Here is a 22,692-nt window from a genome sequence, read left to right as displayed (position 1 = left end):
TTTAGCTTTTGCGGCCGGAAACAACCCCAGCAATCAATTTTGGCGCACTTGATTTCAACGACTCACCACGCCCGGACAGGCTTGGATTGGTCATGAAATAGTGCTGTGCGTTGAAGGGCTCTTCCCCTTCGCGCACATCAATACGCCGTGACGTTCCATCGGGCAATATCTCGTAGCTCTGCTGGTTGTCAATCAGATTGCCCAGCATAATCTGGGATAGAACCTGCTCGTGCACAGTGGGGTTAACCAAAGGCACCAGCGTTTCAACGCGACGGTCCAGATTGCGCGGCATCATATCGGCAGAACCAATATAGACCAGCGCATGTTCTGATGGCAGACGATGACCATGGCCAAAGCAGAAAATGCGGCTGTGTTCCAAGAAGCGGCCAATGATGGACTTCACCCGGATATTGTCGGAAAGGCCCGGCACCTGCGGACGCAGGCAGCAAATACCGCGAATAACCAGATCCACCTCCACGCCAGCAGCGCTGGCGCGATACAGCGCATCAATGATTTCGGGGTCCACCAGCGAATTCATCTTCATCCAGATGCCCGCTGGCTTGCCCGCCTTGGCATTGGCGGTTTCTTCCTCGATGTGCTTGAGAATGCGAGACCGCATGGTGTAGGGCGATACTGCCAGCTTCATGTTTTCTTCCGGCTCACCATAGCCGGTGATGAAGTTGAACACATTGGCCATGTCATGGGCAATTTTCGGATTGCAGGTAAAGAACGACAGGTCAGTGTAAATCTTGGCGGTGATCGGGTGATAATTGCCTGTGCCGAGGTGGCAATAGGTGCGCAATTTGCCATCTTCCCGGCGCACCACCATCGACATTTTCGCATGGGTCTTCAGCTCGATAAAGCCAAACACCACCTGTACGCCAGCGCGTTCGAGATCGCGTGCCCAACGAATGTTGGCCTCTTCATCAAAGCGTGCCTTCAACTCCACCAGCGCCGTTACCGATTTACCGGCATCAGCCGCATCAATCAGCGCCCGAACAATCGGGCTATTGTTCGACGTACGATAGAGCGTTTGTTTAATGGCCAGAACGTCCGGGTCGCGGGCCGCCTGAATAAGAAACTGCACCACCACGTCGAAGCTCTCATAGGGATGGTGAACCACCATGTCCTTTTCGCGGATGGCGGCGAGGCAATCGCCTGCGTGGTCGCGGACGCGCTCGGGAAATCGCGCATTATAGGGATCAAACCGCAGATCATCCCGCGGGGCCTTGGTGATTTCCGACATGGTGTTGAGCGCCAAAAGACCCGGCAAAACCGCAACACGGTTATCCGGCACGCCCAGCTGTTCCACCACAAACTGGCGGAGCGCAATCGGCATTTCGGAATCGGTTTCGATACGGATCACCGAGCCACGACGGCGGCGTTTCAAGGCTGTTTCAAAGAAACGCACCAGATCTTCGGCCTCTTCTTCCACTTCCAGATCGCTATCGCGAATAATGCGGAAGGTGCCGTAGCCTTTCACATCATAGCCGGGATAGAGCCGGTGGATGAACATGCCCACCACATCCTCAAGGGTAATATAGCGAATGGTGGTGTTATCATCGGGCAAGCGCACAAAGCGATCGAGCGCTGGCGGCAGACGCAAAAGCGCTGTCATCGGCTCCTTGCCACGCAGGCTCTGCAATTGCAGCCCCATGGAAAAGCCGAGATTGGGAATGAAGGGGAACGGGTGAGCCGGATCGATGGAGAGCGGCGTCAGAACCGGGAAAATCGCCTGTTCAAATTCGCTCTCAAGCCATTTGCGATCTTCATCCGAGAGAGCGGCAGCCCGCACAATCAGAATGTCTTCCTTGGCCAGATATTGTTGCAACACGGCCAAGGATGCCTGCTGCTCCATCTGTAAATTGTCGATCTCTTTGAGAATATCTTCCAATTGCTCGGCAGGCGTGCGGCCATCGGGGCTTTTGATCATGATGCCCTGGCGCACCTGACCTTCGAGGCCAGCCACACGCACCATGAAAAACTCATCCAGATTGGCCGCCGAAATCGACAGAAAACGAACGCGCTCCAGCAGTGGATGGGCCGTATTGAGGGTTTCTTCCAGAACACGGCGATTGAATTGCAGCCACGAAAATTCGCGATTGATGAAACGGTGCGGACTATCCATCAGATCTTCCCGGGCCACTTCCTCCCCGGCCAAGGTTACATTCTCGTCCAATACCACCGATTCCATCGTTTCCCGCCTTTATTTTCAACGCCTTCCGGCGATTTATAACAATATGACGACGCGACTATGACAGCGACGAAAAATGGTTTTGCTCCCATGACCCACCATCGCCGTCACTGTCTTGCAAAAAGCGCTATCCCCTCGCGTTCGCCAGAGCATCCAGCACTTCTGACGCCAGCACCTTCGAAATCCTGGCGCGACGCGCAAGGGCCAGCTGGTCCAGCTGTTCCACCACCTCTTGCGCGGTTGCCAATGAGCGCTCCATCCGCTGCACAATATAATCCACAATCCGCTCATCAATGGCTAATTGCCGATCTGCAAACAGTTTGACGATAACCTGTGACAGCAATATCTCATCCGGCTCGCCAATTTCCACAAGGGTTGCGGCCTTGAGGCGCGAGCGTAGGTCTGGCAGCTGCACATTCCAAGACAGCGGCCATGTGCGCGAGGTCATCAGCAGGCTTTGGCCATTTTGTTTGACGCTGTTGATAACGTGAAACAATTCCACTTCATCAAAGCCCACCCGGTCGGCATCTTCAAACAACACCGGGCCAAGACCTGCCACGATGGATGCATCGCTGCCCGGCGTGGGCACAATATCCTTTGCTCCACTTTGCTGACGCCAGATTTCGGCAAGATGCGATTTTCCAGAGCCTTGTGGCCCGGTTAAAATCACCACAGGGGCTGGCCAATGGGGCCATGCATCGACAATGGCCACCGCCGCCGCCAAACGGTCGGACACCAGAAGATCATCCCGGCTGGAGGCCGAATGATGGTTGAAGACGAGTGGCAGCTGCTCGCCGGATTTGCGACGCCCTGCCACCTTGATACTATCCGTCATTTACATCTCTGAAATTGCAGGAGCGGAAGCCTCTGGAATAGACGGTGGGCTTTGATCGTCTATCACGCTTGCCGGTTCTCCGTAGTACAGGTCGCTGTTAAGATACCGCCGGACAGCAAAACGAACAAGCACGCCCACCGCTGCTGCACAGGGAACTGCAACAAGAACCCCCAGAAAACCAAAAAGCACACCAAAAGCAAACAGTGCAAACATCAGCCACACCGGATGCAGGCCAACACTTTGCCCCACCAGTTTCGGCTGAAGCACATTGCCTTCAAGGAACTGCCCGGTGAAGAAAATAACTGCGGTGATAATGACCCAGATGTAATCCGGCCAAAATTGCACCATTGCCATTCCGATGGCCAGGATCAACCCAACTGTTGAGCCAACATAGGGGATAAAGCTGATCATACCGGTGAAAAAGCCGATCAGCAGGCCGAAATTAAGCCCGATCAGCGAGAGGCCAACGGCGTAATAAATTCCGAGGATCAGGCAAAGCGAGCCTTGTCCTCGCACAAAGCCTGCAATGGTGCGGTTCATTTCATTGGCAATTTCGCGCACGGCCCCCACCTGATTGCGCGGCACAAGGCTATCCAGCCGCGCCATCATCCGGTCCCAATCGAGCAACAGATAAAAAGCAACAACCGGCGTCACCACCAACAGCGAGATAATGTCCAACAGCGCCTTGCCGGAATTCCACAGCTGCGACAACAGCGTGCCGATAAAGCCCGCTCCCTCAGCCAGATATTTGGAGAAATTATCCTTGATCGTCGCCATCTGGCTGCTGATCTGACTTTCCAGCCAATTGGGAATCCATGATGCGTTGGATCTGGCAATGGCCTGCTGCAACTGCGTAACATAATCGGGCAGCTTGTTGATGAAATCATTGAGCTGATTGACCAGGATGGGAATGAAGATCACCAGAGCGACTGCGAAAATCACCACAAAAGAAATCAGGATCAGGCTTGTCGCCATCAACCGTGACAGGCCCAGGCGCTCCAACCGATCCGCCACCGGATCGAGAAAATAGGCCAGCGCCATGCCCGCCACAAAGGGAAGCAGGATGGAGCTGAAGGTCAGCAGAAAAATGACAACAACGGCCAGCGTTCCCAGACCAAAAAGCACCTGACGCCACAAAACAGAGCCACTGACACGTGTATTCATCGTGTTATCCTTCATCCCTGCTTCTGAGGCTGACTTCAAATGATTGATTATGAAAATGAGATAGGGTGGACATCTGCCAGGGGTCAAGATGCAAGGCCTCGCAAATGTCAGCCAAATCAATTTATCGCGGGAATACGACGAAAAAGCGGGGGTTTCCTGCGCTAACGCTTGCATCGCGACCGCGCTCATGCCATGGCGGGCAAAATGAACCCCAAAAGCCCTAAATCAACGGCCCCAATTGCGTAGGCCCCAGTTCAGCGGAGAATGACGGATGAGCCAGTCTGGGAAAAATGGTCTGACCTATAGCGATGCAGGTGTTGATATTGACGCTGGCAATCTGCTGGTCGAAAAGATCAAGCCCGCCGTTCGCTCTACGCGCCGCCCCGGTGCCGATGGCGAAATTGGCGGCTTTGGCGGCTTGTTCGATTTGAAGGCCGCCGGCTTTAACGATCCTATTCTGGTGGCCGCCAATGATGGTGTTGGCACCAAGCTGAAAATCGCTATTGATGCGGGCCTGCATGACACCGTGGGCATTGACCTTGTGGCCATGTGCGTCAACGATTTGGTGGTTCAGGGCGCAGAGCCGCTGCTGTTTCTCGATTATTATGCCACCGGCAAGCTGGACCCCAATCAGGGCGCTGCCATTGTCGGCGGCATTGCCGCTGGCTGCCTTGAGGCTGGCTGCGCGCTGATTGGCGGCGAAACCGCTGAAATGCCCGGCATGTATTCCGGTGGTGATTATGATCTGGCCGGTTTTGCCGTGGGGGCTGCAGAGCGCGGCCAATTGCTGCCCGCTGGCGATATTGCCGAGGGTGATGTGATTTTGGGTCTTGCCTCGTCTGGCGTTCACTCCAACGGCTTTTCGCTGGTGCGCAAGATTGTTGAGCTTTCCGGCCTTGGCTGGGATGCACCAGCACCGTTTGCAGATGGCAAGACACTGGGTGCGGCCCTTTTGACCCCGACCCGCATTTATGTGAAGCCGCTGTTGAAGGCGATCCGCGAAACCAAGGCCTTGAAGGCGCTGGCCCATATCACCGGCGGTGGTTTTCCGGAAAATATTCCGCGCGTGCTGCCCAAGCATTTGGCGGCTGAAATTGATCTCGCCTCCATCTCGGTGCCTGCCGTGTTCTCCTGGCTGGCCAAGACCGGCGGCGTTGCCCAGAACGAAATGCTGCGCACGTTTAACTGCGGCGTTGGTATGATTGTGGTGGTCTCCGCCGAAGACGCCGACAAGGTCACAACCGTTCTGGAAGCTGAAGGCGAAAAAGTTGCCCGTCTTGGCCGCATGATTTCCTGCAGCGAAGGTGCCCCCGGCACAGTTTACAAGGGAACGCTTGGTCTATGAGCCAGCATCGCAAACGCATTGCCGTTCTGATCTCAGGCACTGGCTCCAACATGGTGGCCCTTGCCAAAGCCTGTGAAGCGGCAGATTTTCCAGCCGAGATCGTGGCGGTGTTTTCTGATAAGCCCGATGCGGTTGGTTTGGAAAAGGCAAAAGCCTTAGGGATTGCAACGGCTGCCTTTGCCCGCAAGGATTATAGCAGCAAGGCCGAGCATGAGGCCGCCATATTGGCAGCACTTGATGCCGTGAAGCCTGATCTGGTCTGTCTTGCAGGCTATATGCGGTTGCTGTCCGGCGATTTCATTCGCCCCTATCAGGGCCGTATTCTCAATATCCATCCATCTCTTTTGCCGCTGTTTCCCGGTCTTCACACCCACCAGCGCGCGCTGGATGCGGGCATGAAGATTGCCGGATGCACGGTGCATTTTGTCACAGAAGGTATGGATGAAGGTCCGGTGATTGCGCAGGCCGTGGTGCCGATTTTGCCCAATGATACCGCCGAGGATCTTGCAGCCCGCACGCTCACAGTCGAGCACCGTACCTATCCGCTGACACTCAAGCTGGTGGCAGAAGGACAGGTGGCCATGGGGTCTGACGGCCGCATTGTGCAAACCGGCTCTGCCACCAATGCCCATGACACATTGATCAGCGCGTAACAATCGTGCCGAAACTGCGATAGATCACGTAGGCGGCAACCACGAAAATCATGACCGCGAAAATGCGGTTCAGCGTATTTTTGTGTGCCGCCAAGCGGGTTGAGGCTAATGTGCCGACAATGCCGCCCAGCACGCCACCGGCAATAAACTCTCCGGCCAAAGTCCAATCCACCAGACCGGACAGCGCGTAATTGACGGCCGTTGCTACGCCAAAGGCCGCCACCGCCAAAAGTGAGGTGCCAACCGCATTGATCATCGGCATGCCGGTTGCCAAAATCAGCCCCGGCACAATCAAAAAACCGCCACCGATGCCGAAAAAGCCCGATGCGGCACCGGCCATAAGGGCGACCGCCGCGGTTTTAATGCACATTTCGAGATCGACCGGCTTTGGGCCGCTGGCCGCAATTTTTCGCGGCCGCAGCATCAAAATTCCAACAACCACCATCAGCAAGCCAAACAGCAGGATCAGCTTGGAACCATCCATGGCTTTGCCCAGTGATGACCCCGCCAACGCGCCCAAAACGCCAAGGCTTGCGAACACAATTCCGCAGCGCCAGCGCACATTGCCCTTATAGGCGTGATTGACAAAGTTGATGATAGCGTTGACTGACACCGCCAATGCGCCGGTGCCAATGGCAATATGCGGCTGTGCCACGCCAACCACGTAGAGCAGCAGGGGCGTGGCCAAAATAGAGCCGCCGCCGCCAAGCAAGCCCAGCGTAAAGCCCACCAGACTGCCAGAGCCGATGGCCGAGATCAGCGTGCTCATCAGACTTTTCCCGCTTTAAGCCGGTCATGCGCCAGCATGCCAACCACCATCGCCACAATGAAAACCGCCACCACGCCATAGCCCATGGGCATTGCGGCAATGGCTGGGCCGGGACAAAAGCCACCAAGCCCCCAGCCGATGCCGAAAATGGCAGAGCCAAGCACCAAAGGCATATCAATCCGGGTTTTGGTGGGCATATTGAACGTATCCGCCAGAACCGGCTTTGTCATTTTCCGCACCCAAACCATACCGGCAAAGGCAACCACGACAGCGCCGCCAAGCACGAACATCAAGCTCGGATCCCAAGCGCCAAACACATCCAGAAAGCCCTGCACACGGGCGGGGTCCAGCATGCCTGACAGTGACAGGCCAAAGCCGAAGATTGCCCCACAGCCAAGCGCAGATAAGATCTGTGACATCATCGTTTTCATAGGCTGCCTCTTAACACGGTCACGGTAATGACGCCGGTGGTGAGAAAGGTGATAACCGCGACACATGAGCGGGGCGACAGCCGCGCAAGACCCATGACGCCGTGACCACTGGTGCAGCCCGACCCCATGCGGGAACCAAATCCCACCAGAAGCCCGGCAAGAACTGCGACGGGCCATGTGGCGGTGATGGTAACAACCGGCCAATGGCCGAAGACACCCAGAAACAACAGTGTTCCCAGCATCAAGCCAAGGGCAAAGGCAGCGTTGATCCGGGGGCTGCGCCCCGCCGCCAACTGGCCGACAATGCCGCTGATACCGGCGATGCGACCCGTGAGTATTAAAAACAGGATGCAGGACAAGCCGATCAGCATGCCGCCGACGAGTGATGGAAGATAGTGCATCATGATGGCATATCCTGCGCACAAAAGATGGTGAAAAGGGCGGCGATCAACTGTTGGGTTTTGGCCTCGGTCAGGGCGTAGAAAATCTGCTTGCCCTCGCGCCGGGTTTGCACAATGCCAGCGTCCCGCAGCACGGTGAGCTGCTGTGATAGATTGGGCTGATGAATATCCAGCTTCTCTTCCAGCTCTCCGACCGAATATTCCCGCTCCACCAACGTACACACCAGCATAAGCCGCATGGGATGGGCCAAGACCTTGAGGTGACCGGCCACCTCGATAGCGCGAGCCTCCATGGCCTTGGGCGTCATGCTGGATTTCATCTGTTCAAAGGCCTCTACCATGCCGCCCCCTCCAGTGCATTCAACGGAATTTTGAGATAGCGGCGACCATTATCTTCCGGCTCCGGCAAGCGCCCTCCCCGAATATTGACCTGAAGCGCATGAAGAATGAGCTTTGGCATTGGCAACGTGCGATCGCGCGCTTCACGTAACGAAACAAAGCTATGTTCTGTCATGCCAGCAATATGGGCATTGGTCGATTTTTGTTCAGCAACCGTGCTTTCCCAGCGCGGGGCGCGGCCACCGGGCTGATAATCATGGCCGGTGAAAATGCGGGTGTCATCGGGCAAGGCCATCAATGCTTCTATCGAATGCCACAAAACACGAGCGCTGCCGCCGGGAAAATCCGCTCTGGCCGAACCGCTGTCGGGCATGAAGATTGTGTCATGCACAAAGGCGGCATCACCAATCACGTAAGTGATGGATGCCAACGTGTGGCCGGGCGAGAACATCACCTTGGCATCAATAGAACCCAGCTTGAAGGTATCACCCTGTTTGAACAGGCGGTTCCATTGCGAACCGTCAGCTTGAAGCTCAGGCCAATTGTACAACCCTTTCCAAAGGGTCTGCACATCCACCACATGATCACCAATGGCGGTTGGCGCGCCGGTTTTGCCGTGCAGATAATGAGCGGCGGAGAAATGATCGGCATGGGGATGGGTGTCGAGAATCCACTCAACCGTCAGGCCCTTTTCTGCGACATAGGCGAGGATACGATCCGCATTTTCGGTTGAGGTTTGGCCGGATTTTTCATCATAATCCAGCACCGCATCGATAATCGCGCATTTGCCGGTGTCGGGATCAGACACGACATATTGCACGCTCCATGTGCGAGAATCGAAAAAGCCCTTCACCTGCGGTCTTTGGGCGGCGCGCTTTTGCAACCAAGCAACAGCGGCAGACAGATCGGCACCATGCTGCTCGCCAAACGCCAAAACCTCATCAGCCCGCATGTTGCCATCAAGCACCTGAGCCAGAACATGCAAGATCAAGGCACGCGTGCCGGAGCGGCAATGGGCAAAGACAGGCTCAGGACCGGACGTGGCAGCCCGAAACGCCTCCACATCGGCCTCGGTGATGCTGCTCATGGTCACAGGAATGAAATGGTAGGCCAACCCGGCAGCGGTTGCCGCATCGCGCTCAGCATGATTGCCGGGTGCCCCCTCTTCAAAGTCCGGCCGCAGGTTGATCAACGCCTTGAAGCCCAATGATAGCAGCTTTGAAATTTCATCCACACTTGGCTGACTGGAGATCGTCAAACTTTCGGTGATGCCGTTGGACATGATCGCATTCCTCGTAAACAATATACATTTTTATATATCGTATATTGTTTATGTTTTCAACCATGCACATCACCTGCGGCGCAATGTCGCAACACAAAGCAAATTCAGAGGTTTTGACTCACCCGGCGTGAGAAATCAGTCAGCCATGCCGTTCAGCGCAGCCCATTGCAGCAGCATGATGGTCTTGGCATCGATGATTTCGCCGGTTTCAATCATTGCCAGGGCATCAGCAAGCGGCAGTTCCAGCACTTCCAGATCTTCGTGCTCATCTTCCAACCCGCCACCATCAGCCAGCTTTTGCGCATCGCTGATTTCGGCATAGAAGAAGTGGATTTTTTCGCTCACAGCGCCTGGCGACATATAGGCGGCAAACAAAAAGCGTGGCGCTGTGATGGTGTAGCCGGTTTCTTCCAGCACTTCGCGGCAGGCTGTGTCTTCTGCCTCGCCGCTGTCAATCAGGCCCGCAGGCGCTTCGAGCAAAAACGGCGCATCCCCCATGAGATGGGCCGGTGCACGGAACTGGCGCACCAGCACTGTGGTTTTCTTTTGCCGGTCTACCAGCAACACGGCAACCGCAGGCTTACGCTCCAGCACCTCGCGTTTGAATGTGGACCGCTTGCCGCTGCTATCGGTATAATCATATTCCAGCCCGTGCAGATGGCTCCAGCCTTTCCACAGCGGCTCATCCGCGATCAGCTTTACAATCGTTTTGTCAAACTTGCTCATGCCGTCGCAACCCTTAGCCAAACCTTGTTATCATGGAAGGCGGCACCGCCATGGGGGGCTGGCGCATCGGCACCGGTCAGCACGTTAATGCCCTCCCCATCGAGATGGGCCTTGTTGGGCCACAACCCTTCTGCCACCAGCACGCCCGGCTTGACCGCATCGGTCACCCGCGCATGAATGCGCAAAGCCCCACGCCCATTGCCGATCTGCACCACATCGCCCTGGGCAATCATCAGGCGCTCTGCATCCGCCGGATTGATCATCACCTCAGGACGACCTTCCTTGTCGCGCGAGGTCTTGGTTTCGGCAAAAGTGGAATTGAGAAAGTTGCGCGCTGGTGATGTTGCCAGCCGGAAGGGATGCTCCGCGTCAGCCACTTCAATCAGATCGACCTGATCTGGAAACACCGGCAATTGCGCCACCGGACCAAAAGAGCCAAGCACTGCCGGTGGCTTGTTCGGCGCAGGTGTGCCCTCCCAATCGGGCTTGAAACGGAATTTGCCATCGGGATGGGCAAAGCCGTTGAGATAATGAGCTTCTTCAAAGGGCGGCTGGCAATCCAGCCATTTTTCCGTTTCAAAAAAAGCAAAATCCGGTTTGCCGCTGGCGGCCATCATCCGATCAATATGCTCGCGCTCGCTCAGGCCAAAGCCTGCATGATCGGCAACGCCAAGGCGCTTGGCCAGTTCCTCAATAACAAACAGGTTGGTGCGTACGGTTGACGGCGGCTCCACCAGCTTTGGCCCCAGCAAAATATGGCTCTGGCCACCACCACGATAAATATCATCATGCTCGACGAACATGGTGGCGGGCAGCACAATATCTGCAAGCTCCGCCGTTTCCGTCATGAAATGCTCATGCACCGCCACAAACAAATCATCACGCAAAAAGCCCTGCTTCACCAGCCGCTGCTCAGGGGCCACATTCACAGGGTTGGTGTTTTGAATGAGCATGGCCATCACGGGGCCACCATGGCGCAGTGCTTCCGCATCGCCCGTCAACACCCGGCCGATTTGCGATTGATCCAGCATGCGAATATCGGAATCAACATAGGCCGTGCCCATCAATTCGCTTTTGTTGAACTTGAAAATATCGCTGTTGGAGTGAAAAGCGCCGCCGCCCTCATATTGCCAGGACCCCAGCACGGTTGCCAGTGACAGAGCCGCATGCATGGAGACCGCCCCATTGCGGCTGCGGGTAAAGCCATAGCCGAGACGGAAATAGCTCTTCTTGGTCTCGCCCACCAGCTTGGCAAAGGCCTCGATCTCGTCCACCGACAGGCCAGTGATCTTGGCCGCCCATTCCGGCGTCTTGTCCTTCAGATGCGCTTCCAGCCCTGCCGGATCATCGGCAAATTTTGCCATATAGGCGCGATCAGCTGTGCCATCGCGGAAGGCAATATGCATGGTGGCGCAGGCCAAGGCGGCATCGGTGCCGGGGCGCAAAATCAGCGCCATATCGGCCTGCTTCATTGTCGGGTTATCGTAGATGTCAATGACCACGATTTTTGCGCCGCGATTCTTTTTGGCCGCCACCGCATGAGTCATCACATTGACCTGCGTTGCCACCGCATTGGTGCCCCAGATCACAACGCAATCCGACAGCGCCATTTCGCGCGGGTCCGGGCCGCGCAAGGTGCCGGTGCCCAGGACATAGCCGGTCCAGGCCAGATTGGTGCAGATGGAGCCAAAGAAGCCGGAATATTTCTTGGCGTGGCGCAGACGCTCAATCGAATCGCGCTGCACCTGCCCCATGGTGCCCGCATAAAAATAGGGCCAGACAGCCTCGCTACCATAGACCTGCTCGGCCTTGATGAAAGCGTTGGCGATCTCATCCAGAGCATCGTCCCAAGCAATCTCCTGCCACTGCCCAGCCCCTTTTGCGCCTGCACGCCGCTTGGGCGTCAACAGGCGATCCGGGTGGTAAAGCCGCTCGCTATAGCGGGCAACCTTGGCGCAGATAACGCCAGCCGTATAGCTATTGTCTTTTGCGCCGCGCACGCGACCAATCCGACCATCTTCGGTCAAATCAACCTCAAGGGCGCATGTGGATGGACAGTCATGCGGACAGGCCGTATGACCAAGACTACGTTTTTGGATGGGGCTCGCTATGTTCATGCTGCTGTTATAGGCCAAGGATGAAACCTCCAAAAGGCCCATCAAAAGAAATCATCGGAATCATCAATGAATTACCGCCACATCTATCACGCAGGCAATTTCGCGGACGTGTTGAAGCACGCAGCTCTGGCGCGGCTGATTGTCTATCTGCAACAAAAAGACAAAGCCTTTCGCGTGCTCGATACCCACGCGGGCATTGGCCTTTATGATCTTTCCTCGACTGAGGCGCAAAAAACCGGCGAATGGCTGAATGGCATTGGCAAGCTGCTGGATGCGGACCTGCCGGCCAAAGTGGTGGAAATTCTCAAACCCTATCTTGATGTGGTCCGCGCCCTCAACCCGGATGGACCGATCACCCGCTATCCCGGCTCGCCCAAGCTTGCTCGCGACCTGTTTCGCCCGCAAGACCGGCTTTCGGCCATGGAACTGCACCCGGATGATTACCACACGTTGGCACGGCTGTTTGAGGGCGATTATCAGGCGCGCATCACCGAACTGGACGGCTGGCTTTCTTTAGGTGCCCACATGCCGCCCAAGGAAAAGCGTGGCATTGTGCTGGTGGACCCGCCGTTTGAGCTGGAGGGGGAATATGAGCGGCTGGTGGATGGCCTGAGCCGCGCCTATCGCCGTTTTTCCACCGGCGTCTATTGTCTGTGGTATCCGATCAAAAAGGGTGCGCCAATTGCCGCTTTTCATGAGGCGTTGAAGGAAACCGGCATCCCGAAAATACTCTGCGCCGAGCTGCATGTGAAAAGTGATCGCGACACAACGGGCCTATCCGGCACCGGGCTGATCATCGTCAATCCACCCTTTACACTGAAAGATGAGTTGCATGCGCTGCTGCCAGAGCTAAAGCGGATATTGGCAGAAGACCGTTACGCCTCGCAACGCTGCTTTTGGCTGCGCGGCGAAGATTGAACCTTTCATCACCCGTCAGGACATTGCCCATGAAACTGCTTTACGCTCCCGCCTCCCCCTATTCCGCCAAGGTTCGCATGGCGGCCAACCATCTCGGTATCAAGCTTGAGGAAATCAAGGTGGATACCAGCGCCAACCCGAAAGAGCTGGTGGACAACAATCCGCTGGGCAAAATCCCGACATTGATCACCGATGAGGGCCAGGCGATTTATGACAGCCGAGCCATCATGCAATATCTCAACCGCATCTCAGACGGCGGTCTCTATCCAAACAAGGATGAGAAGCGCACCGAGGTGGAGGTGCTGGAAGCTCTGTGCGATGGCATTACCGATTGCCTGCTGACCATTGTCTATGAAAAACGCAATCATCCGCCGGAAAAAGTGCACCAGCCGATCATTGATCGCCAGTGGGAAAAGGTGACGCGCGGTTTGGCCCATCTGGAGGCCAATATGCCCAAAACCGGCAAGAAGCTGAATGGTGCCCATTTTGCGCTGGCAGGATTGCTGGGCTATCTGATGTTGCGCTTTCCTGGCGAATGGGAAAACGGCAATGTGCAGCTTGCGGCATGGCCTGCCGTGTTTTCAGAGAAATTCAAACACTATGGCGTGTTGCGGCCACAAGCATAATCCTGACCATAAAAAAAGCCCGGCAAAACCGGGCTTTTTTCATTGACGCTACAGTTCGTTCAAGAATTGCCGTTGGTTTGGCGAAAATGGTGATTTTGAGAACCGGAGCGTACTTAACGTACGTGAGCACCGGAAGCGCAGAAATTGCCATTTGCAGCCGACCAACGGCGATTCTGGGATGGACTGTAAGATTAGAACTTCATACCCAGACCCACCTTGACGCTCTGGTCGTCAAAGCCGCGGCGAACAGTGGTGTTGCCGACGTTGTAGTTCTTGTTCTGATAATCGGTGTAGCGATATTCAATACGGGTGGTGATGTTGTTGGTCACCATGGCTTCAACGCCAGCACCGACTGTCAAGCCGTAGGCAGCCTTGCTGTCAGATCCGTTTGCGCCAGACATCTTGGTATTTGCAGCAGCAACACCGGCTGTGCCGTAGACCATAACAGGGTTCAGGTCATAGCCAACGCGGCCGCGAATCGATCCATTGATGCCCTGGCGGCCCTTCAGGTTATTACCGGCATTGCCGTCATAACCGCTGTAGTTGATGTCGGCTTCCGGACCATAAACGATCTTGTCGTTCTGCATGTTGTAGCCGCCATAAAGACCGCCACCAAATGCACGGGCGTTGAAGTTGTTGCCTTGGAAACGGCCCATGTTGTAATCGCCGGTACCGCCGACATAGGCACCCGACCAGTTGCTCACAGGTGTCACAGGATCCATGGCGGCTGGCGCTTCTGGAATTTGCATGACGGCATCTGCGGCCTGCGCTGCGGAAATCATTGAAAAGCCTGCAGCAGAAGCCAGCAAAATCATAGTGAGGTTACGCATAAAAATTCTCCTATTGATATTGAACCGTTGGCGAACACGTCGTCTCAGACAGTTCAAATAACTTGCACGGATGTCCCTGCCCGTCTCGAAGCTTAAATTGCCTCTCAATTGCGGAAATGGAAGAGCCGAATTGTGAAATATTTGAGGCAAATACGAGGCAAATTTTAGATGTTGCCAAATTACAATAGGTAATTCATTAACCTTACTAAATGGTAAATACCGAAGCGCCGATTTATATTTGAATATTACTTAAAATCCACTCAAGTCATACAATGTTGATCCAGTGGAAATTTAAAGTGTCGCGGCCTTTTATAGCGGCACTCTTGCCATATATGAAGCAAGACGAACAACAATTGGAGCAATACATGCCCGCCTACCATGCAAAAGCAGCCCTGATTACCGGATCGGCCAAACGCCTGGGCCGTGCAATAGCCGAGGATCTGGCCGCTCATGGTTTTGCCGTTGCCATTCATGCCAATTCATCTTTGAGCGAGGCAGAAGCGCTGGCCGCTACAATTCGGGCCGCGGGCGGCAAGGCTGTTGCCCTGCAAGCGGACCTGCGCAACAGCGATGAGACGAAAGAACTGGTGGCGCGCGCCGCAAACGAACTCGGCCCGCTTGACCTTCTGGTCAACAATGCATCGATCTTTCTCGATGACGAAGCAACAAGCTTTGACGAAGAGCGCTTTGCTGCGCATTTTGACATTCATGTGCGTGCCCCGGCCATTTTAAGTGCTGCCTTTTACCATCAAGCGCCAGAGACAGGCCTGATCGTCAACATCATCGACCAGAGGGTTCTCGCCCTCAAACCAACCTTCTTTTCCTACACGCTGTCCAAATCCACCCTGTGGACCGCCACGCAAACCATGGCGCAAGCATTCGCGCCGCGAATCAGGGTCAATGCCATTGGCCCCGGACCGACCCTGAAGAGCGAGCGGCAGGATATACGTGATTTTCAGGCGCAAATTGCCTCCCTGCCCCTGAAACGCGGACCGCAGATCACAGAATTCGGCCAAACAATTCGCTTTCTTTTTGACACCCCGTCCATCACCGGCCAAATGTTTGCGCTTGATGGCGGCCAGCACCTGATTTGGCCTGGAGCCGATGGCACGGAGATTGCGGAATGAGCGGAGGAAAGCAGCCGGAAGGCGGCGTTCTCTATGACGGACCGGATATGGATGACGATGACAGCGCTTTGGAAAGCGATGCCACCGCGTCTGCACCTTTGATCGAGTGGAACGAAACCGAGCTGCATGGCAGCGGGCTGACCGGTGCGGAGTTGATTGGCGAATTTGTCAAAAAACTGCCCAACACCCCCGGCGTTTACCGCATGATGAATGCGGATGGCGATGTGCTTTACGTGGGCAAGGCGAGAAGCCTGAAAAAGCGCGTGAGCGCCTATGCGCAAGGGCGGCTGCATTCCAACCGGCTGTTTCGCATGGTCCGCGAGACCGCCCATATGGAGTTTGTCAACACCCGCACCGAGGTGGAAGCCCTGCTGCTGGAAGCCAACCTGATCAAGCGCATGCGCCCGCGCTACAATGTGCTGCTGCGCGACGACAAGAGCTTTCCCTATATCCTGATTACCAATGATGGCCTGGCACCCGCCCTTTACAAGCATCGCGGTGCGCGGGTGGGCAAGGGCGATTATTTCGGCCCGTTTGCCTCAGGCACGGCCGTCAACCGCACCATCAATTCGCTGCAACGCGCCTTTTTGCTGCGCACCTGCACCGATAGCGTGTTTGAAAGCCGCACCCGGCCTTGTCTTCTCTATCAAATCAAGCGCTGTTCGGGGCCTTGCACCCATGAAATCAGTGAGCAAGGCTATGCCGGGCTGGTGAAAGAGGCCAAGGATTTTCTCTCCGGCAAGAGCCAGAACGTGAAAGAATCCATGGCGCGCGCCATGAACGAAGCCGCTGAAGAGCTGGATTTTGAGCGCGCCGCCGTGCTGCGGGATCGCCTCACGGGCCTTTCCTATGTGCAAAGCCATCAAGGGCTGAACACGGCAGGCGTGGAAGAAGCCGATATTTTCGCCATCCACCACGAGGGCGGGCTGACCTGCATTCAGGTGTTCTTTTTCCGCACAGGTCAAAACTGGGGCAACCGCGCCTATTTCCCCAAGGCCGATCCGCAAATGAGCGAAGCGGAAGTGTTCACGGCCTTTCTGGCACAGTTTTACGATAACAAACCAAGCCCTCGGCAAATCCTGCTCTCGGAGAGCATTGACGAGATGGATTTGTTGGCGCAGGCCCTGTCTGAAAAGGCCGGATATAAGGTCTCCATTCTTGTGCCGCAGCGTGGCGACAAGAAGGATCTGGTCAATCACGTGCATGACAATGCCCGCGAAGCCCATGGCCGCAAACTGGCAGAAACCTCATCGCAGATGAAATTGCTGAAGGGCATGGCCGAGACCTTCTCCCTGCCCTATGTGCCGCGTCGCATCGAGATTTACGACAACTCCCACATCATGGGCACCAATGCGGTCGGTTGCATGGTGGTGGCGGGTGCGGATGGCTTTATCAAAGGGCAATATCGCAAGTTCAACATCAAATCACCGGACATTACCCCCGGTGATGACTTTGGCATGATGCGCGAGGTGATGACCCGGCGCTTTACCAAGCTGCTGAAAGAAGAGGGCAAGCCCGACCGAAGCGTGCCGCCCGATGATCTGGAGGAGGCCAATTTTCCAGCCTGGCCCGATGTTTTGCTCATCGACGGTGGACAGGGCCAGATGACGGCGGTGCGCGCCATTCTTGATGAGCTGGATATTGCCGATAGCGTCATTGCCATTGGCGTGGCCAAGGGCGTCGACCGCGACGCGGGCCGCGAGCGCTTCTTTGTGCAAGGCAAGGCCGATTTTGCCCTGCCCCCGCGTGATCCGGTGCTCTATTTTGTCCAGCGTCTTCGCGATGAAGCCCACCGTTTTGCCATTGGAACGCATCGGGCCAAACGCAGCAAATCGTTTTTGAAAAACCCGCTCGACGAAATCAGCGGCATTGGCCCAACCCGCAAGCGGGCGCTGTTGCAGCATTTCGGCACGGCCAAGGCGGTTTCCAAGGCGGCCATGAGCGAATTGATGACCGTTGAGGGCATTTCAGAGGCAACCGCCAAGCTGATCTACAATCATTTTAACGAGAGCGGAGCGGAATAATGGCCGATATTGTTTTTCTCTCCACAAATGGCCTTTTCCGCGACGAGATTGTAGCCTATCCGCTTAAGGCATGTTTTGATCGCAAAGTGGTCGCACACGTTTGTGACAATGACATGCTAAACAATGTGACAAATGATCTTATCTGCTGCCAATATCAGGCACCGACATAAAGACAGGGCATCATGGCTTCGCGTACTTACAGCATACCCAACCTGTTGACCTATGGCCGCATTCTGGCCATTCCGCTGATTGTGTTTTGCTTCTTTCTGGAAGGCACATTGCAGAGCACCGACTTTGCTCGCTGGACCGCGCTTGCGATTTTCACCCTCGCCTCCATTACCGATTTTCTCGATGGTTATCTGGCGCGCATCTGGAATCAGACCTCCAACATTGGGCGCATGCTGGACCCGATTGCCGATAAGCTGCTGGTGGCGACCTGCCTGTTGCTGATGGCCGCAGATACCGAAAAAACCATTGCAGGCTGGTCACTCTGGGCGGCGATCATTATCCTCTGCCGTGAAATTCTGGTGTCGGGCCTGCGCGAATATCTGGCCGCGCTGAAAGTCAGCGTGCCTGTGACCCGCATTGCCAAATGGAAAACCACCGTGCAGATGCTGGCACTTGGCTTTTTGCTGGCGGGCTCTGCCGGCGACAAAATCCTGCCGCACACCACCCAGATCGGCATCGCCCTGCTGTGGATTGCCGCTATTTTGACCATGTATACCGGCTATGATTATTTCCGCGCTGGCCTCAAGCACATTTCGGATGATTGAGCATGGTGAAACTGATTTATTTTGCCTGGGTGCGTGAAAAAATCGGCAAGGATGAGGAAGAGCTGGATTTGCCTGCCACGGTCAAAACCGGAGCAGACCTGATTGCCCACCTCACCACCCTCGGCGAGGACTATGCCGCGGCCCTGGAATTTCCCAATGCCATCCGCATCGCCATCAATATGGAACATGCCGAGCATGATGAGCTGATTGCGGGTGCCCGCGAAATTGGCCTGTTCCCCCCCATGACAGGCGGCTAAGCATGGTTGCGCCGACAATCCGGGTTCAGCGCGAGGATTTTGATGGCGCGGCCGAGAGTGCTTTGATCACCTCTGGCCGCAAGGATATTGGTGCGCTGACCTCTTTCATTGGCCTTTGCCGCGATGAACAAGGCAGGCTCGATGCGCTGGAGCTGGAACATTACCCTGGCATGGCCGAGACTGAACTGATGCGCATTGGCACCATGGCCATCGAACGCTTCAATCTGCTGGCCCTCACCGTCATTCATCGGTTTGGCAAGATTGCCGCTGGCGAGCAGATCGTGCTGGTGATTGCCGCGTCAAGCCATCGGCAAGCGGCTTTTGATGGCGCGAATTTCGTGATGGATTTTCTCAAAACCGCAGCCCCCTTCTGGAAGAAGGAACACGGGCTGGATGGCACCAAAGGCCAATGGGTTGCTGCACGCGATGCCGATGATGCGGCGCGCACCCGCTGGATCAAGGAATAAGGCTCTCCTTGCGGCTGAACACCAGCAGCAGCACAAGACCGCCGGTGATGGCAAAATCCTTCCACAGCACCGGGCCATAGCCGCTCCACAGCGTTTCAACCAATGCCACGCCCGCCGCCCCAAGGGCAGAGCGTAGCGGGTTGGATTGCCCGCCGACAGAGGCAATCAGCGCCACCTTGACGCCAAACACCAGGCCTGCGCCAAAATCCATCGTACCATAGTAAGAGCTGGCCAGAATGCCGCAGATGGCGGCCACCACAGCTGCGACCAAGCAAGCGCAGAGAAACACCAGATCAGCATCGATACCGCAAAAGCGGGCGGCTTGATCATCTTCCGCCACAGCACGCCAGATGCGCCCGACTTTTGAAGCATGCATGATAAAGGCCCCTGCCCCAACAAGGCAGGCCATCACCGCGCTATTGATCAGCTGAATGGCAGTGAGGCTGACAGTAAAGCCATCCGCAGCTGTCATCACCACAAGGCGCTGATTGAGAAAGGGCGACAGCCAGATCTCCCGTGCGCCAGACGCCAGCCGGGCTGTCTCAGACAATAGAATGAGCACGGCAAGGGAGGCAACAAGCACGGCATTGGGCGCGCTGTGAGAGAGTGGGCGCAAGATATGGCGGCCAATCAGCCAACTGCTGCCCAGCGTATAGGTCAGGGCAGCAACCGCCCCCATGCCCAAGGCGGCGGGCAGTACCAGATAATAATGGCTCCAGCCTCGATCTGCGAACAGCACAAACATCTGCCCGGCAAAAGCAAACAGCGCCCCATAGGTGATATCCACCCGCCGCGTCATGCCAAACACCAGCGCATAACCAAAGGCCAGCGCCGCATAAAGGGCTGCCAGAGGCACCGCATTCAACACCTGCTGCAACAGATAGGCCATGGTTATCTCCTTTAAAAATTATAACTGGTAAAATGAGTTTTACCAGTTATAATTCTGCCATGAGCTTCACATGGACCCCACATCGCTTTGCCGGTGGCGCGCTGGCGCTGGATGTTGCCAACAGCGTCATTTTGCGCTTTGACCCAACCCGCAGCCTTGATCGGTTTTCCGAGCCCGACAATCTGGCTGCCTTTCCCCACGCTGCCATGGCATTTTCGGCGGAGCGCGACCTGTTTGGCCCGCTTGAGCCAGTCAAGCCCGAAAATGTCGGCGGCTTTATTCGCTTGCGCGAAGCCATTGATCGGCATTTTCGCGCCCTTGTCGGTGGGGTAGAGCATCGCCTCAGTCTTGCAGAGTTGTTGGAGGCGGCAGCGGCAATGCTTCGGGCCGCGCCCTCAGATCAGGCCACGGAAGCAGCCACAGCCAATTCAGCCTTACGATTGCTGGCGTCCGGCAGCGAGCGCCTGAAAATCTGCGGCAATTGCGGCTGGTTGTTTTTGGACAAAAGCAAGAACCGCAGCCGGGTCTGGTGCGACATGGCGGTGTGCGGCAATCGGGTTAAAGCCAGCCGCCATTATCATCATAAAAAAGAGGGGAATGATCCATGAAGAGATCGGGCTTTTATATCGGCCTTCTCGCCCTGCTGGCAGCCATTTCAGCCTGCGAGCGCAGTGAAAAAGATGAGCCACTGAAAGTGCAAGGCAAGGTGTTTATCTTTAACTATCGCATTGCCAGCGCCACCTATGTGCTGAGCCTGGCGCGAAACGCACCCCTGCCGGATGAGAGCTATGCCGAGGTGCGCTACGAAAACCCCAGGGGTGGTGCCCCCATTGAGACCCGCACCAAAATCTTTCCCTTCTGGGATAAGATCGCGCTGGAAAGCCCTCCCGTGCATTGCATTGTCAAAGATAAGCCTTATGCAATTTCCATCCGCATTGTCGATGGCAAGGATAAGCTGATCCAGACCATCGACACCACGCTGACATCCAGCCTTGATCAAACCATCCTGCCCGCAAAGGGATTGGTGGTTGGGCCGATTTACACACCCAATCCAGAGGTGTTCAAAGCCGACGGCACAAGAGATTTTTCGCCAGAGAGCGATTGCCCGGCCCCCGTTAGCAAAACCTGAGTTCATGTATTGCATAAACAAAAACCGGTGCCTTTCAGCCCCGGTTTTCTTGATCAATATGAATCCTTTAAGGCCGAAACCTTAAAATCTGATTCAGCCAACGATTTCAGTGGCTGCGAACCAGTAAGCGATTTCTTCAGCAGCCGTTTCCGGGGCGTCAGAGCCGTGAACGGAATTCTCACCGATGGAGAGAGCGAACTGCTTGCGGATTGTGCCTTCAGCAGCCTGGGCTGGGTTGGTTGCACCCATGATTTCGCGGTTCTTGAGGATAGCGCCTTCGCCTTCCAGAACCTGAACAACGGTTGGGCCAGATGTCATGCCTTCAACCAGTTCGCCGAAGAAAGGACGCTCTTTGTGAACAGCGTAGAAGCCTTCAGCTTCACGTGTGCTCATCCAAACGCGCTTGGAAGCAACAACGCGCAGGCCGTTGTCTTCAAAAACCTTGGTGATTGCGCCCGTCAGGTTACGCTTGGTGGCATCTGGCTTGATCATCGAAAATGTGCGTTCAATCGCCATGGTCTTGTCCTTTATTGAATGGGCCCATCTTAATGTGGGAAGTGGGCGGTTTCTACCTGTCCCGATTCGTGAAGACAAGAGGGGTGCGCGAATTTCACTCAACCGTCATATTCAAAGGCGCTTAAGCTACTGTCCGGCCCAAACCGTTATAAAGATCAAGGCAGCGCTCAAACCAATCCAGCGCCGGATCATCGGCTGGTAAATGCACAGAACCGGTGGTGATTTTCAGCCATTGCAGCGCGCCAAACACGATGTAATCGCCAAACAGCGGCGAAGCGCCACCGATAAACGGCTGAGAGCGCAGCATATGGCGCAGAGGCTGGAGTTTTGCTGGAAAGGCTGCAATCGCACCTTCCCGGTCCGGGAAAATCTCTTCCAATGGCTTGCCAAACATCGCTTCGCGGGTTTTGCGAAAATGTGCCTGATCGGCTGGAGCCACCATATTATAAATATCCATCAGGGCGATAGCACTTATGGCCGGATGGATTGTGCTTTGCGAATAACCTTCCACAAAACGCGCCATGGCCTTGCCGCCCTCGCCACCAAACAGGCTGGGCGCGAAGGGATAAGTCTCTTCCAGATAAAGGGCGATTTGAAAACTGTCAGAGACCAGCGTGTCCTCATCCCGAAGCAGCGGCACAAGCTTGGTGACCCCACCTTCAACCGTTGGAATCTCGGTAAAAGACAGCAGCTTTTCATCAAATTCCAGCCCTTTGTGGTGGAGTGCCATCGCGGCTTTCCAGCAATGGGGTGAAAAGGGACGGCTGATATCTGTGCCGCTCAGGGAATATAAAATTCTGCTCATGGAATCGTTCTCCGGCAATAAACTGTTGTCACTTGATAGCAATCAAGCCCGTCGTTCCAATCAAAACTACTGACA

26 protein-coding genes are annotated in these 22,692 nt (G+C 55.6%); 12 read left to right on the top strand and 14 right to left on the bottom strand.

Features of this window, described 5'->3' with window-relative positions:
• Position 1: 1 nt before the first annotated feature.
• The 3 genes from BJF95_RS16095 to BJF95_RS16085 form a co-directional block, all read right to left on the bottom strand.
• Positions 2 to 2,194, bottom strand: coding sequence for an RNA degradosome polyphosphate kinase (locus tag BJF95_RS16095; protein WP_075640492.1), 2,193 nt, complete (start codon positions 2,192 to 2,194; stop codon positions 2 to 4).
• Positions 2,195 to 2,321: 127 nt separating this feature from the next.
• A complete protein-coding gene (gene hdaA, locus BJF95_RS16090; RefSeq protein ID WP_075640491.1) occupies positions 2,322 to 3,029 on the bottom strand; it encodes a DnaA regulatory inactivator HdaA in 708 nt (235 codons plus the stop codon).
• Entirely contained in the window at positions 3,030 to 4,193 is a 1,164-nt protein-coding gene (locus BJF95_RS16085; RefSeq protein ID WP_075641081.1) for an AI-2E family transporter, read from the bottom strand.
• A gap of 271 nt (positions 4,194 to 4,464) precedes the next feature.
• Between BJF95_RS16085 and purM the strand changes: the two genes are divergently transcribed.
• On the top strand, positions 4,465 to 5,538 hold the full coding sequence (gene purM, locus BJF95_RS16080) for a phosphoribosylformylglycinamidine cyclo-ligase (RefSeq protein WP_075640490.1): 1,074 nt from the start codon (positions 4,465 to 4,467) through the stop codon (positions 5,536 to 5,538).
• Positions 5,535 to 6,191 (top strand): phosphoribosylglycinamide formyltransferase, encoded by a 657-nt coding sequence (purN, locus tag BJF95_RS16075; protein WP_075640489.1) that lies wholly within the window; start codon positions 5,535 to 5,537, stop codon positions 6,189 to 6,191. The genes purM and purN overlap by 4 nt, the downstream gene beginning before the upstream one ends.
• Here the strand turns inward: purN and BJF95_RS16070 are convergent.
• The 7 genes from BJF95_RS16070 to BJF95_RS16040 all read right to left on the bottom strand — a co-directional run bounded on the left by BJF95_RS16070 (position 6,181) and on the right by BJF95_RS16040 (position 12,298).
• Entirely contained in the window at positions 6,181 to 6,960 is a 780-nt protein-coding gene (locus tag BJF95_RS16070; RefSeq protein ID WP_075640488.1) for a sulfite exporter TauE/SafE family protein, read from the bottom strand. The genes purN and BJF95_RS16070 overlap by 11 nt on opposite strands.
• On the bottom strand, positions 6,960 to 7,391 hold the full coding sequence (locus BJF95_RS16065; RefSeq protein WP_075640487.1) for a YeeE/YedE family protein: 432 nt from the start codon (positions 7,389 to 7,391) through the stop codon (positions 6,960 to 6,962). Before BJF95_RS16065 ends, BJF95_RS16070 begins: the two co-directional genes overlap by 1 nt.
• Positions 7,388 to 7,795: a YeeE/YedE family protein gene (locus tag BJF95_RS16060; RefSeq protein WP_075640486.1), complete on the bottom strand. Its 408-nt coding sequence runs from the start codon at positions 7,793 to 7,795 to the stop codon at positions 7,388 to 7,390. Before BJF95_RS16060 ends, BJF95_RS16065 begins: the two co-directional genes overlap by 4 nt.
• Positions 7,792 to 8,133, bottom strand: a complete 342-nt coding sequence (bigR, locus tag BJF95_RS16055) for a sulfite-sensing transcriptional repressor BigR (protein ID WP_075640485.1) — start codon at positions 8,131 to 8,133, stop codon at positions 7,792 to 7,794. The genes BJF95_RS16060 and bigR overlap by 4 nt, the downstream gene beginning before the upstream one ends.
• On the bottom strand, positions 8,127 to 9,413 hold the full coding sequence (gene blh, locus BJF95_RS16050; protein WP_075640484.1) for a bifunctional sulfur transferase/dioxygenase Blh: 1,287 nt from the start codon (positions 9,411 to 9,413) through the stop codon (positions 8,127 to 8,129). Before blh ends, bigR begins: the two co-directional genes overlap by 7 nt.
• A 135-nt stretch (positions 9,414 to 9,548) precedes the next feature.
• On the bottom strand, positions 9,549 to 10,139 hold the full coding sequence (locus BJF95_RS16045) for an NUDIX domain-containing protein (RefSeq protein ID WP_075640483.1): 591 nt from the start codon (positions 10,137 to 10,139) through the stop codon (positions 9,549 to 9,551).
• Positions 10,136 to 12,298, bottom strand: coding sequence for a molybdopterin-containing oxidoreductase family protein (locus BJF95_RS16040; protein WP_075640482.1), 2,163 nt, complete (start codon positions 12,296 to 12,298; stop codon positions 10,136 to 10,138). The genes BJF95_RS16045 and BJF95_RS16040 overlap by 4 nt, the downstream gene beginning before the upstream one ends.
• 24 nt (positions 12,299 to 12,322) lie before the next feature.
• Here BJF95_RS16040 and BJF95_RS16035 point away from each other — a divergent pair, with 24 nt between their 5' ends.
• Both BJF95_RS16035 and BJF95_RS16030 read left to right on the top strand, forming a co-directional pair.
• The gene (locus BJF95_RS16035; protein WP_075640481.1) at positions 12,323 to 13,174 is read left to right on the top strand and encodes a 23S rRNA (adenine(2030)-N(6))-methyltransferase RlmJ; all 852 of its coding nucleotides are present in this window, start codon (positions 12,323 to 12,325) and stop codon (positions 13,172 to 13,174) included.
• A 29-nt stretch (positions 13,175 to 13,203) separates the two neighbouring features.
• Positions 13,204 to 13,800: a glutathione S-transferase gene (locus BJF95_RS16030; RefSeq protein ID WP_075640480.1), complete on the top strand. Its 597-nt coding sequence runs from the start codon at positions 13,204 to 13,206 to the stop codon at positions 13,798 to 13,800.
• A gap of 191 nt (positions 13,801 to 13,991) precedes the next feature.
• Here BJF95_RS16030 and BJF95_RS16025 read toward each other — a convergent pair whose 3' ends face one another.
• Positions 13,992 to 14,630 (bottom strand): outer membrane protein, encoded by a 639-nt coding sequence (locus tag BJF95_RS16025; RefSeq protein WP_075640479.1) that lies wholly within the window; start codon positions 14,628 to 14,630, stop codon positions 13,992 to 13,994.
• 365 nt (positions 14,631 to 14,995) lie between these two features.
• On the opposite strand from BJF95_RS16025, the gene BJF95_RS16020 reads away from it, so the two are divergent.
• The 6 genes from BJF95_RS16020 to BJF95_RS16000 are packed head-to-tail and all read left to right on the top strand — an operon-like array spanning position 14,996 to position 19,278.
• Complete coding sequence (locus BJF95_RS16020) at positions 14,996 to 15,757, top strand: SDR family oxidoreductase (protein ID WP_075640478.1); 762 nt, start codon at positions 14,996 to 14,998, stop codon at positions 15,755 to 15,757.
• Positions 15,754 to 17,781 (top strand): excinuclease ABC subunit UvrC, encoded by a 2,028-nt coding sequence (uvrC, locus tag BJF95_RS16015; protein WP_075640477.1) that lies wholly within the window; start codon positions 15,754 to 15,756, stop codon positions 17,779 to 17,781. Before BJF95_RS16020 ends, uvrC begins: the two co-directional genes overlap by 4 nt.
• A complete protein-coding gene (locus BJF95_RS24120; protein ID WP_175577274.1) occupies positions 17,781 to 17,951 on the top strand; it encodes a hypothetical protein in 171 nt (56 codons plus the stop codon). The genes uvrC and BJF95_RS24120 overlap by 1 nt, the downstream gene beginning before the upstream one ends.
• A gap of 12 nt (positions 17,952 to 17,963) precedes the next feature.
• Positions 17,964 to 18,554 (top strand): CDP-diacylglycerol--glycerol-3-phosphate 3-phosphatidyltransferase, encoded by a 591-nt coding sequence (gene pgsA, locus BJF95_RS16010; protein ID WP_075640476.1) that lies wholly within the window; start codon positions 17,964 to 17,966, stop codon positions 18,552 to 18,554.
• A 2-nt stretch (positions 18,555 to 18,556) separates the two neighbouring features.
• On the top strand, positions 18,557 to 18,811 hold the full coding sequence (moaD, locus tag BJF95_RS16005) for a molybdopterin converting factor subunit 1 (protein ID WP_075640475.1): 255 nt from the start codon (positions 18,557 to 18,559) through the stop codon (positions 18,809 to 18,811).
• 2 nt (positions 18,812 to 18,813) lie between these two features.
• A complete protein-coding gene (locus BJF95_RS16000; protein ID WP_075640474.1) occupies positions 18,814 to 19,278 on the top strand; it encodes a molybdenum cofactor biosynthesis protein MoaE in 465 nt (154 codons plus the stop codon).
• Here BJF95_RS16000 and BJF95_RS15995 read toward each other — a convergent pair.
• Positions 19,268 to 20,167 (bottom strand): branched-chain amino acid ABC transporter permease, encoded by a 900-nt coding sequence (locus BJF95_RS15995; RefSeq protein ID WP_075640473.1) that lies wholly within the window; start codon positions 20,165 to 20,167, stop codon positions 19,268 to 19,270. The two genes, BJF95_RS16000 and BJF95_RS15995, sit on opposite strands and share 11 nt — an antisense overlap.
• Before the next feature lie 59 nt (positions 20,168 to 20,226).
• Here BJF95_RS15995 and BJF95_RS15990 point away from each other — a divergent pair, with 59 nt between their 5' ends.
• Both BJF95_RS15990 and BJF95_RS15985 read left to right on the top strand, forming a co-directional pair.
• The gene (locus tag BJF95_RS15990; protein WP_075641080.1) at positions 20,227 to 20,775 is read left to right on the top strand and encodes a CGNR zinc finger domain-containing protein; all 549 of its coding nucleotides are present in this window, start codon (positions 20,227 to 20,229) and stop codon (positions 20,773 to 20,775) included.
• Positions 20,772 to 21,296: a hypothetical protein gene (locus BJF95_RS15985; protein ID WP_075640472.1), complete on the top strand. Its 525-nt coding sequence runs from the start codon at positions 20,772 to 20,774 to the stop codon at positions 21,294 to 21,296. The genes BJF95_RS15990 and BJF95_RS15985 overlap by 4 nt, the downstream gene beginning before the upstream one ends.
• A 93-nt stretch (positions 21,297 to 21,389) precedes the next feature.
• On the opposite strand, the gene ndk is transcribed toward BJF95_RS15985, so the two are convergent.
• The gene (gene ndk, locus BJF95_RS15980; protein WP_041696404.1) at positions 21,390 to 21,812 is read right to left on the bottom strand and encodes a nucleoside-diphosphate kinase; all 423 of its coding nucleotides are present in this window, start codon (positions 21,810 to 21,812) and stop codon (positions 21,390 to 21,392) included.
• A gap of 121 nt (positions 21,813 to 21,933) precedes the next feature.
• A complete protein-coding gene (locus BJF95_RS15975; RefSeq protein ID WP_075640471.1) occupies positions 21,934 to 22,617 on the bottom strand; it encodes a glutathione S-transferase family protein in 684 nt (227 codons plus the stop codon).
• Positions 22,618 to 22,692: the final 75 nt, after the last annotated feature.

Source organism: Rhizobium oryziradicis, from assembly GCF_001939045.1.
Taxonomy (GTDB): Bacteria; Pseudomonadota; Alphaproteobacteria; order Rhizobiales; family Rhizobiaceae; genus Allorhizobium; species Allorhizobium oryziradicis.
Note: the sequence above shows the minus strand (reverse complement) of the source record. Positions and strands in the feature narration are given on the sequence as shown.

What these genes read in the sequence shown, in the direction of transcription:
- BJF95_RS16095 (WP_075640492.1), bottom strand. Translation starts at nt 2,194, where the DNA reads ATGGAATCGGTGGTATTGGACGAGAATGTAACCTTGGCCGGGGAGGAA.
- hdaA (WP_075640491.1), bottom strand. Translation starts at nt 3,029, where the DNA reads ATGACGGATAGTATCAAGGTGGCAGGGCGTCGCAAATCCGGCGAGCAG.
- BJF95_RS16085 (WP_075641081.1), bottom strand. Translation starts at nt 4,193, where the DNA reads ATGAATACACGTGTCAGTGGCTCTGTTTTGTGGCGTCAGGTGCTTTTT.
- purM (WP_075640490.1), top strand. Translation starts at nt 4,465, where the DNA reads ATGAGCCAGTCTGGGAAAAATGGTCTGACCTATAGCGATGCAGGTGTT.
- purN (WP_075640489.1), top strand. Translation starts at nt 5,535, where the DNA reads ATGAGCCAGCATCGCAAACGCATTGCCGTTCTGATCTCAGGCACTGGC.
- BJF95_RS16070 (WP_075640488.1), bottom strand. Translation starts at nt 6,960, where the DNA reads ATGAGCACGCTGATCTCGGCCATCGGCTCTGGCAGTCTGGTGGGCTTT.
- BJF95_RS16065 (WP_075640487.1), bottom strand. Translation starts at nt 7,391, where the DNA reads ATGAAAACGATGATGTCACAGATCTTATCTGCGCTTGGCTGTGGGGCA.
- BJF95_RS16060 (WP_075640486.1), bottom strand. Translation starts at nt 7,795, where the DNA reads ATGATGCACTATCTTCCATCACTCGTCGGCGGCATGCTGATCGGCTTG.
- bigR (WP_075640485.1), bottom strand. Translation starts at nt 8,133, where the DNA reads ATGGTAGAGGCCTTTGAACAGATGAAATCCAGCATGACGCCCAAGGCC.
- blh (WP_075640484.1), bottom strand. Translation starts at nt 9,413, where the DNA reads ATGTCCAACGGCATCACCGAAAGTTTGACGATCTCCAGTCAGCCAAGT.
- BJF95_RS16045 (WP_075640483.1), bottom strand. Translation starts at nt 10,139, where the DNA reads ATGAGCAAGTTTGACAAAACGATTGTAAAGCTGATCGCGGATGAGCCG.
- BJF95_RS16040 (WP_075640482.1), bottom strand. Translation starts at nt 12,298, where the DNA reads ATGGGCCTTTTGGAGGTTTCATCCTTGGCCTATAACAGCAGCATGAAC.
- BJF95_RS16035 (WP_075640481.1), top strand. Translation starts at nt 12,323, where the DNA reads ATGAATTACCGCCACATCTATCACGCAGGCAATTTCGCGGACGTGTTG.
- BJF95_RS16030 (WP_075640480.1), top strand. Translation starts at nt 13,204, where the DNA reads ATGAAACTGCTTTACGCTCCCGCCTCCCCCTATTCCGCCAAGGTTCGC.
- BJF95_RS16025 (WP_075640479.1), bottom strand. Translation starts at nt 14,630, where the DNA reads ATGCGTAACCTCACTATGATTTTGCTGGCTTCTGCTGCAGGCTTTTCA.
- BJF95_RS16020 (WP_075640478.1), top strand. Translation starts at nt 14,996, where the DNA reads ATGCCCGCCTACCATGCAAAAGCAGCCCTGATTACCGGATCGGCCAAA.
- uvrC (WP_075640477.1), top strand. Translation starts at nt 15,754, where the DNA reads ATGAGCGGAGGAAAGCAGCCGGAAGGCGGCGTTCTCTATGACGGACCG.
- BJF95_RS24120 (WP_175577274.1), top strand. Translation starts at nt 17,781, where the DNA reads ATGGCCGATATTGTTTTTCTCTCCACAAATGGCCTTTTCCGCGACGAG.
- pgsA (WP_075640476.1), top strand. Translation starts at nt 17,964, where the DNA reads ATGGCTTCGCGTACTTACAGCATACCCAACCTGTTGACCTATGGCCGC.
- moaD (WP_075640475.1), top strand. Translation starts at nt 18,557, where the DNA reads ATGGTGAAACTGATTTATTTTGCCTGGGTGCGTGAAAAAATCGGCAAG.
- BJF95_RS16000 (WP_075640474.1), top strand. Translation starts at nt 18,814, where the DNA reads ATGGTTGCGCCGACAATCCGGGTTCAGCGCGAGGATTTTGATGGCGCG.
- BJF95_RS15995 (WP_075640473.1), bottom strand. Translation starts at nt 20,167, where the DNA reads ATGGCCTATCTGTTGCAGCAGGTGTTGAATGCGGTGCCTCTGGCAGCC.
- BJF95_RS15990 (WP_075641080.1), top strand. Translation starts at nt 20,227, where the DNA reads ATGAGCTTCACATGGACCCCACATCGCTTTGCCGGTGGCGCGCTGGCG.
- BJF95_RS15985 (WP_075640472.1), top strand. Translation starts at nt 20,772, where the DNA reads ATGAAGAGATCGGGCTTTTATATCGGCCTTCTCGCCCTGCTGGCAGCC.
- ndk (WP_041696404.1), bottom strand. Translation starts at nt 21,812, where the DNA reads ATGGCGATTGAACGCACATTTTCGATGATCAAGCCAGATGCCACCAAG.
- BJF95_RS15975 (WP_075640471.1), bottom strand. Translation starts at nt 22,617, where the DNA reads ATGAGCAGAATTTTATATTCCCTGAGCGGCACAGATATCAGCCGTCCC.